Source organism: Micrococcus sp. KT16 (assembly GCF_003315015.1).
In the GTDB taxonomy this organism is placed as follows: domain Bacteria; phylum Actinomycetota; class Actinomycetes; order Actinomycetales; family Micrococcaceae; genus Micrococcus; species Micrococcus luteus.
In genome coordinates, this window is record NZ_QNRG01000016.1 from 33,323 (window position 1) to 40,900 (window position 7,578).

9 protein-coding genes are annotated in these 7,578 nt (G+C 75.2%); 1 reads left to right on the plus strand and 8 read right to left on the minus strand.

Annotated elements, in window-relative coordinates; genetic code table 11:
• Position 1: 1 nt before the first annotated feature.
• The 7 genes from crtYh to DE149_RS10550 all read right to left on the minus strand — a co-directional run bounded on the left by crtYh (position 2) and on the right by DE149_RS10550 (position 5,976).
• The gene (gene crtYh, locus DE149_RS10520; RefSeq protein ID WP_036384348.1) at positions 2-358 is read right to left on the minus strand and encodes a C50 carotenoid gamma-cyclase subunit beta CrtYh; all 357 of its coding nucleotides are present in this window, start codon (positions 356-358) and stop codon (positions 2-4) included.
• Positions 355-744, minus strand: a complete 390-nt coding sequence (gene crtYg / locus DE149_RS10525; protein WP_036314902.1) for a C50 carotenoid gamma-cyclase subunit alpha CrtYg — start codon at positions 742-744, stop codon at positions 355-357. Before crtYg ends, crtYh begins: the two co-directional genes overlap by 4 nt.
• Positions 714-1,598 (minus strand): prenyltransferase, encoded by an 885-nt coding sequence (locus tag DE149_RS10530; RefSeq protein WP_036384345.1) that lies wholly within the window; start codon positions 1,596-1,598, stop codon positions 714-716. The genes crtYg and DE149_RS10530 overlap by 31 nt, the downstream gene beginning before the upstream one ends.
• Positions 1,595-3,295, minus strand: a complete 1,701-nt coding sequence (gene crtI, locus DE149_RS10535) for a phytoene desaturase family protein (RefSeq protein ID WP_113914446.1) — start codon at positions 3,293-3,295, stop codon at positions 1,595-1,597. Before crtI ends, DE149_RS10530 begins: the two co-directional genes overlap by 4 nt.
• Positions 3,292-4,188: a squalene/phytoene synthase family protein gene (locus DE149_RS10540; protein WP_113914447.1), complete on the minus strand. Its 897-nt coding sequence runs from the start codon at positions 4,186-4,188 to the stop codon at positions 3,292-3,294. Before DE149_RS10540 ends, crtI begins: the two co-directional genes overlap by 4 nt.
• Position 4,189: 1 nt before the next feature.
• Complete coding sequence (locus DE149_RS10545) at positions 4,190-5,266, minus strand: polyprenyl synthetase family protein (protein ID WP_010079993.1); 1,077 nt, start codon at positions 5,264-5,266, stop codon at positions 4,190-4,192.
• 161 nt (positions 5,267-5,427) lie between these two features.
• Positions 5,428-5,976, minus strand: coding sequence for a hypothetical protein (locus DE149_RS10550; RefSeq protein WP_020626537.1), 549 nt, complete (start codon positions 5,974-5,976; stop codon positions 5,428-5,430).
• Positions 5,977-6,121: 145 nt separating this feature from the next.
• On the opposite strand from DE149_RS10550, the gene idi reads away from it, so the two are divergent.
• Entirely contained in the window at positions 6,122-6,751 is a 630-nt protein-coding gene (gene idi, locus DE149_RS10555) for an isopentenyl-diphosphate Delta-isomerase (RefSeq protein WP_113914448.1), read from the plus strand.
• Positions 6,752-6,781: 30 nt separating this feature from the next.
• Here idi and trxA read toward each other — a convergent pair whose 3' ends face one another.
• Positions 6,782-7,285 (minus strand): thioredoxin, encoded by a 504-nt coding sequence (gene trxA / locus DE149_RS10560; protein WP_158530790.1) that lies wholly within the window; start codon positions 7,283-7,285, stop codon positions 6,782-6,784.
• Positions 7,286-7,578 lie beyond the last annotated feature (293 nt).

The window sequence follows — 7,578 nt, forward strand, 5'->3', positions numbered from 1 at the left end:
GTCAGCGATCGTCCGGGTGGGGGCGGCGTCCCGGCCGAGGGCCGCGCCGACCGGCACGACCACGGCTCGTCAGCAGCAGCCAGAGCGCCGGCAGCAGCAGGGCGGAGCCGAGCGGGTAGGCGAAGTCCTCCACGGGCGCCTGGCCCACGTAGGCACCCACCAGCAGCTCACGGCCGTAGTCGAAGAGCCCCGCGGCGATCATCACGTTGTCGAAGACCGCCGTGAGGGCCCACAGGGCCACCAGGGTGGCCGCCACGGCCCGCAGGTGCTCGCCCCGCACGCGGCCGACGAGGGCGGCGCCCACGAGCACGGCCAGGGCGAAGCCCACGAAGACGAGGACGAGGTCGAGGAAGGTCACCGGCTGCCCCCGTCGGTCGGATCGGCCGGCGTCGCGGCACGGGCGTCACCTCGCCGGCCGCGCAGCAGGCGCAGCGCCCCGGTGAACAGCACCATCGTGATCTGGCTGAGGAAGAGCAGGAAGAACCCCTCCTCCAGGGGCAGCTGGGGGGCGAGCATCACCCCGGTCATGTAGGGCGACTGCCGGTGCAGGAACACGCCTTCGGCGATCCCCCACAGGTCCCAGGCGAAGAAGTAGGCCACCCCGGCGGCCAGCACCAGCAGCGCCGGGAGCGGGCGATGCCACAGGAACAGCTCGAAGCGCCGGTCCACCAGCAGCATGCAGCCGATGACACCCAGCAGGGCCAGCAGGTAGATCATGCCGCCGCCCCCCGGGTCAGCGCCCACCCGATCAGCAGCAGGGTCACGAGGAAGCCGGTCACGTAGTTCAGGGGGAGGAACAGCTGCCAGCCGCGGTGGGCCGCGCCCGAGGTGGCGTCCGTGACGCGGCGGAAGCGCAGGGTGTTCACCACGTAGGGCACGGCCAGCAGCGCCGCAAGCGGGCCCGGCGGGTCGGTGGCCAGCAGCAGCAGGCCCGCCGCCGCGTACAGGCCGGCGGCGAGCAGGACGGTGCGCCGAGCGCCCAGCACGGTGGCCACCGAGGCCAGGCCCCCCTCCCGGTCCGGCACCACGTCCTGCACCGCCCCGAACATCTGCGAGGCCATGCCCCACAGGAAGAACGCCCCCAGCAGCGCCGCCAGGGCGGGCGTGGGGGTCGCCCCGGCGAGCACGAGGCCGTAGACCGCGGGGGAGACGAAGTGGGTGGCGGAGGTCGCGGCGTCCAGGAAGGGCCGCTCCTTGAACCGCAGCCCCGCCCAGGAGTACGCCACCACCGCGAACAGGCTCACCGCCAGCACCAGCACGGCGGCCCACTCGCCCCGCACGGCGGACCAGCCCGCGAGCACGGCCACGAACGGCACGGGCAGCAGCACCGACCACGCCAGCACCCGGCGGCGCACCGCGGGGTCGCCCAGCACGGAGCCCTCCACGCCCCCCTTGCGGGGGTTGCGCAGGTCCGAGGCGAAATCGAACACGTCATTGATGCCGTACATGGCCAGGTTGTAGGGCACGAGGAAGAACACGACGCCCAGGACCACCAGCCACGCGGGCAGCCCCCCGGTCAGGATCGCGGCGGCGGCGAACGGGTAGGCCGTGTTCACCCAGCTGACCGGCCGGGACGCCCAGAAGAGGGTGCGGATCATGCGCCGCTCCCCCCGGGGCCCGCGGGCCGGGCCCTGCGCGCGTCGTGGCGCAGTTCGTCCCGGACCACTTCGGCGGAGATCAGGCACATGGGCACCCCGATGCCCGGGCGCACCGAGGAGCCCGCGTACATCAGGCCGGCCACGTCCGCGTCCCGCACCGAGGGACGGAACATGGCCGACTGCGCCAGCGTGTGCCCGGGGCCCAGCAGCGAACCCCGCCAGGCGTGCACGTCCGCGGCGAAGTCACCGGGCCCGTAGGTGCGCCGCACCACGATGCGCTCGGCCAGGTCCGGGATCCCGGCCCATCGGGCCAGCTGGTCGAGGGCCCGGTCCGCCACGGCCTCCACCTGGGCGTCCCCGGCGCGGTCCACCCGCCAGCCCTGGCCGTCACGGACCCGGATGCCGCCGCGCCCCCACCCCGGTTCGGCGGGGGCCGGGACGAGGATGAAGAGGTTCTCGTCGCCCTCCGGGGCCACGCCCGGGTCCGTGGCGGAGGTGCGCGAGACGTAGATCGACGTGTCCGCGGCGAGGTCCTCTCCCCGTTCGATGCGCCCGAAGTTGTCCTCCCAGTCCGCCGTGAACAGCAGGGTGTGGTGGGCCAGCTGGGGCAGGGATCCGCGCACGCCCACGCACACGAGCACGCCGGAGGGGCCGGGGTCGCGCCGGTCCCACGTGGACTCCGCGACGCGCCGGCCGGGAGGCAGCAGACGGGTCTGCACGTGGTGCAGGTCCGCGGCGGCCACCACCACATCGGCGTCGAGGCGTCCCGCGGCGCCGTCGTCGGACCGCCAGGCGACGCCGGTCGCCTGGCCCGGGCGGCGACGTCGGCCCTCGTCCCCGCGGGCTGCTCCCGGCCTGGGCAGGCGGGCGGCCAGGCGTCCGAGGCGGCCGGCGGGGGCGGGACGGTCCGCGACCTCCACGGCGGTCGCCTCGACCCCGGTGCGGATCTCCACGCCGGCCTCGCGCACGACCTCCGCCATGGCGTCCACGAGGGCCGCGAACCCGCCGAGGGGGTACTGCACGCCGTCGGCGAGGTCCAGATGGGACATCAGGTGGTACATGGCGGGGGCACGATCGGGGGACGTGCCGAGGAAGACCGCCGGGTAGCCCAGGATCTGGCGCAGCCGGGGGTCCTGGAAGCGGGCCGCCACGTGGGAGCGCAGGCCCCCCAGCAGCTGGGGCCCGAGGGCCGGCAGGGCGCGCAGGACGTCCGGGTGGGCCAGGGCGGCCGGCCGGCGGAAGTCCGTGTAGAGGAAGTGGTCCTTGGCGAGCCCGTAGATCCGGGACGCGGAGTCGAGGTAGGCCCGCAGCCGGCGCCCGGCGCCGGGCTCGAGGGACTCGAACAGCGTCTCCGCGTGGCCGGTGCGCACGTCCACGGGAGGCTCCTGGAGGTGCCCCTCGAAGTACACCCGGTAGCCGGGGTCCAGGCGGCGCAGGTCCAGCCGTTCGGCGGCGGAGGTCCCCATGAGGCGGAACCAGCGGTCGATCACCTCGGGCATCAGGTACCAGGAGGGCCCGGTGTCGAAGGTGAACCCCGCCTCGGACCAGCGTCCGGCACGGCCGCCCAGGACGGCGCCGCGCTCCAGCAGCGTCACCCGGTGCCCGTCGCGGGCCAGCAGGCCCGCCGTGGCCAGTCCGGCGAACCCGCCGCCCACCACCACGGTGCGCGGGCCGAGAGCGGTGTCCCGGGCGCTCATCGGCGGCCTCCCCGGCGGCCCCGTGCCAGGACGCGGGCGGCGATCCGGGCCTTCTGGCGGTCCGGCACCCGGACACGGCGGTGGGCCAGCTCGGCCGCCGGGGTCGCCTCGATCCGGTCCGCCAGGGCCGCGAACAGTCCGTGCGCCAGGGCCACGGCGCGCCCGGCCCCGGGGTCCAGGGCACGGATGCCGGGAAGGGCGGCGTCGAGGTCGGCGCGGACCTCGGCCACGAGCTCGGCCTTGCGGGCCTCGGTGAGCACGCCCGGTGCGGCACCGGGCAGGTAGGTGCGGCCCAGCTCGTGGTGGTCCGCGGCCAGGTCCCTGAGGAAGTTGACCTTCTGGAACGCCGCCCCCAGCCGGGAGGCCTGCGCGCGCAGCTCCTGCCGCTGGCCCGGGGTCCGGGCCCGCGTGCCGGGGAGGGAGAGGAAGACCTGCAGGCACATCAGTCCCACCACCTCGGCCGAGCCGTGGATGTAGGCGTCCAGGGATTCGGCGCCGTGCTCGCGGATCCCCAGGTCCGCGCGCATGGAGGCGAAGAAGGGACGGGTCAGCTCCGGGGTGATGCCGTGGCGACGGGCCACGTCGGCGAAGGCGTGCAGGACCGGGTCGGTGGCGAAGCCCGACGCCATCGCGGCCTCACATGCCCGCTCATAGTCGTCCAGGGCGGCGCGGACCCCGGCCTCGTCGAGCCCGGCGGCCACCGCGACGCCGTCGACCACCTCGTCGGCGACGCGGACCATGGCGTAGATCGTCGCCACGTCCTGGCGTGCCTGCCGGGGCAGGGTGCGGCAGGCCCAGGAGAAGGACGTGGAGTAACGGCGGATCACCTGGGCCGCTGCGGCGTGGGCCGTCCGCGTGTACAGCGCGGCAGGGATCGGGGCGGGCGCGGCCATCTCAGGACCTCCGGGTCAGCACGGCGTGGCAGGCGTCGGCGAACTCCGCCCGGACCGTCTCGTCCAGGGGCAGGGCCGCGATGCGCTCGCGGGCGCGGACGGTGAGCTCGGCGGCGACGTCGAGGGCGTGCTCCCGGGCACCGGCCGCCTCGAGGGCGCGGCGGGCGGCCTCGATGTCCGCGGGGGTGGCCGGGCCCGCGTCGAGCAGGGCGCGGACGGCGGGGATGCGGCGGCCGTGGGCGGTGAGCACGGTGGCCTTGCCCTCGCGCAGGTCGCCGTCGGCGGACTTGCCGGTCTCCCCGGGATCGCCGAACACGCCGAGGACGTCGTCGATCACCTGGTAGGCGGCGCCGAGGTCGGCGCCGGCCTCGCCCATCGCCCGGGCGAGGTCGGGATCCGCCCCGGCCAGGAGGGCGCCGGCGCGCAGGGGCGCGCCGACCGTGTAGTGCGCCGTCTTGAGCCGTTGCATGGCGAGGATGCGGTCGGGATCGGGCTCCTCACCGGTGTGGCGGGACAGCCCCAGGAGCACGTCCTCGAGCTCGCCGGCGGCAGTCACGGCGGCGGCGTCGAAGACGACGGCGGCGGCCTCGGCGGCACGGGCGGTGTCGGCGGCACAGGTGGCGGCGAGCCGGAACGCCTGGGTGAGCAGGACGTCCCCCGCGATGAGGGCGACGGCGACCCCGGCGTGGGCGGCGTCCGCAGCGGGCACCCCGCGGGCCTCGAGGCGGTGCCGGGCGGAGGCGTGCACGGCGGGTTGGCCGCGCCGCAGCACGTCCCGATCGATGACGTCGTCGTGGACGAGCAGCGCGGTGTGCAGCAGTTCGAAGGCGGCCCCGAGTCGGTCGACGGCAGCGCGGCCGGACGGAGGGACCGGGTCGGCGGTCGCCAGGCGCCAGCCGAGCTCGACGAGACGGGGGCGGATGAGCTTGCCGGCGCCCACATGGACGTGGAGCGAGTCGAGCAGCTCGGCGAAGGCGGCGGATCCGGGTGCCTGGGCCGCGGCATGTCGGAGCGCGGCGTCCAGCTCGGCGGTCACCCCGGAGAGCGCGGCCTCGCCGCCAGTCCTCGCTTCACCCATGGCGCCTCCTCGGTGGCGGACACGACGCGGCACCGACCGCCGCATCTGTTCGACCGTCTAACTTCTGGACGCAGAAGACACTACGGGCCGCGCCGGTCCCGCGTCCATCCGCGGCGGTCCCGAGCGGCGCGATCTCACGACGCACGGGGCCGCCGGCGGGATCAGGCGTCGGCGGACGCCGTCTCCAGGGTGATCTCCGGGTCCACGATCTGACCCTCCCACTCACCGGAGACCCCGTACACGACGCAGTGCTTCTCGTCGGTGCCGTAGTTGCCCAGCTCGGAGGAGGTCAGGACGGCCCCGTTCAGCTGGTCCTCCTTCTCCTCGCTCAGGCGCTGGGCCTGGGCGGTGCAGGTCTGGGCGGCGGCCGGGTCGGCCTCCTCACCCTCGGCCACGGCCGGCACGGCCCAGAGGTACTCCGCGGTGTGGGCGCCCTCGCAGTCGGTGGTCTCGAAGGAGGACAGGTCACGGGCGCCGAGCGGGGCGGTGAAGCACGTGCCGGCCTCGTAGTCGGCCGGGGCCGCGGACAGCGACGACGCCGAGGCGGACGACGACTCCGCACCCTGCGCGGACGCGGAGGCGGGCGCCGTCGTCGAGGCGGACGCGTCGGCGTCGGACGAGTCCTGACCGCCGCACGCGGTGAGGGCCAGCAGCGCGGCAGCGGACAGGCCGGCAAGACGGGCGGAACGGGACAGGGCGGCGAAGGCCATGGGGTGCTCTCCTCGAGTGACGTGGGACGCGCCGGGGTGTGGCGCCGACCTCAGCACTCTAGCCACGCCCGGCCGCCGGGATCGGGCTGAGGTGACGTAGCCCACATCTGATGGGCGGCCCGGCTCGCCTGCCACACTGAGGGGCATGCAGACCCCGGCCACGCCCTCCCCGCACGACCACCCCTCCCCCGTCGCCCGACCGTGGATGGCGGCCTCGGACGTCCCGGTCGCAGGCCCCGACGACGTCGAGCGCGTGGTCCTGCTGTCCCCGGCGGGCGAGGCCGTGGGCACGGAGGCCAAGGCCACGGTCCACCGCCGCACCGAGGACGGCGGCACGCCCCTGCACCTGGCCTTCTCCTGTCACGTGTACGACGAGGCCGACCGGTTCCTGCTCACCCGCCGGGCGCTGGGCAAGGCGGCGTTCCCCGGGGTGTGGACCAACGGGTTCTGCGGGCACCCCGGCCCCGGCGAGTCCCCCGCGGAGGACGTGCTGCGCCGCGCCCCGCAGGAGCTGGGCGTGGAGGTGTCCGACGTCGTCGAGGTGCTCCCCGACTTCCGCTACCGGGCAGCGGACGCCTCCGGCATGGAGGAGCACGAGATCTGCCCTGTGTTCCGGGCCCGGATGCACGGCGACCCCGCCCCGGAGCGGGACGAGGTCGCGGAGTGGTGCTGGGTGGAGCCGGCCGATCTGGCCGCCGCCCTGGCCGCCGTCCCCCGGGCGTTCAGCCCGTGGCTCGTGGAGCAGTGGCAGCAGGGGGCGTTCGACCCGCGGTGAGCGGCCGGCGCGGCGACGCCGCGCGGGCCGTCAGCGGCCGTTGACGTCGTCGAGGTGGGCGGCGGTGGACTGCACGGCCTCGTCCTGCCCCGGCTCGGCGGCGTCCTGCCCCGGCTCGGCCTCGCCCTGCCCCGGCTCGGCGTCGTCCTGCCCCGGCTCGGCGTCGCCCTGCTGGCCCTGCTGCTCCTCGGCCATGCGGCGGACCTCCGCGATGTCGAGGCCCTTGACCTGGTCGAGCAGCTGCTCGAGCGCGGTGCCCGGCAGGGCGCCGGCCTGGGAGAACACGAGCACGCCGCCGCGGAAGGCCATGAGCGTGGGGATGGAGGTGATGCCGGCCATCGCCGCCAGCTGCTGCTGGTCCTCCGTGTCGACCTTGGCGAACACGACGTCGTCGTGCTTCTCCGAGGCGGCCTCGAACACGGGGGCGAACTGGCGGCACGGGCCGCACCAGCCGGCCCAGAAGTCCACGAGCACGGTGTCGTTCTCGGCGACGGTGGAGCCGAACTCCTTGAGGGTCAGGTCCTGGGTGGCCACGGTGGGTCCTTTCGTCAGCGGGGCCGACGCGTTCACGCCGGCGATCGTCCTGCCGACCACAACGGACGCCCCGCCGCACCTATTCCGCCCCACCCCGCTTTCGTTCGGGAAACGGCGGCGTGTCCCGGCACTTTCGTTCGGGAAACGGGCGCCTTCCACGCACTGTCGTGGCCGAGACGGGAGCCGTCGTCGCCGCTTCCTAGATGTAGGAGGGCATGACGTTGTTGACTCGGGCCGGTGCCAACGAGGTTGGCGGGGCGTCCCCGCAGGAGGTATGAGGCCGATGGTAGTTG

What these genes read in the sequence shown, in the direction of transcription:
- crtI (WP_113914446.1), bottom strand. Translation starts at nt 3,295, where the DNA reads ATGAGCGCCCGGGACACCGCTCTCGGCCCGCGCACCGTGGTGGTGGGC.
- DE149_RS10550 (WP_020626537.1), bottom strand. Translation starts at nt 5,976, where the DNA reads ATGGCCTTCGCCGCCCTGTCCCGTTCCGCCCGTCTTGCCGGCCTGTCC.
- DE149_RS10545 (WP_010079993.1), bottom strand. Translation starts at nt 5,266, where the DNA reads ATGGGTGAAGCGAGGACTGGCGGCGAGGCCGCGCTCTCCGGGGTGACC.
- idi (WP_113914448.1), top strand. Translation starts at nt 6,122, where the DNA reads ATGCAGACCCCGGCCACGCCCTCCCCGCACGACCACCCCTCCCCCGTC.
- DE149_RS10540 (WP_113914447.1), bottom strand. Translation starts at nt 4,188, where the DNA reads ATGGCCGCGCCCGCCCCGATCCCTGCCGCGCTGTACACGCGGACGGCC.
- DE149_RS10530 (WP_036384345.1), bottom strand. Translation starts at nt 1,598, where the DNA reads ATGATCCGCACCCTCTTCTGGGCGTCCCGGCCGGTCAGCTGGGTGAAC.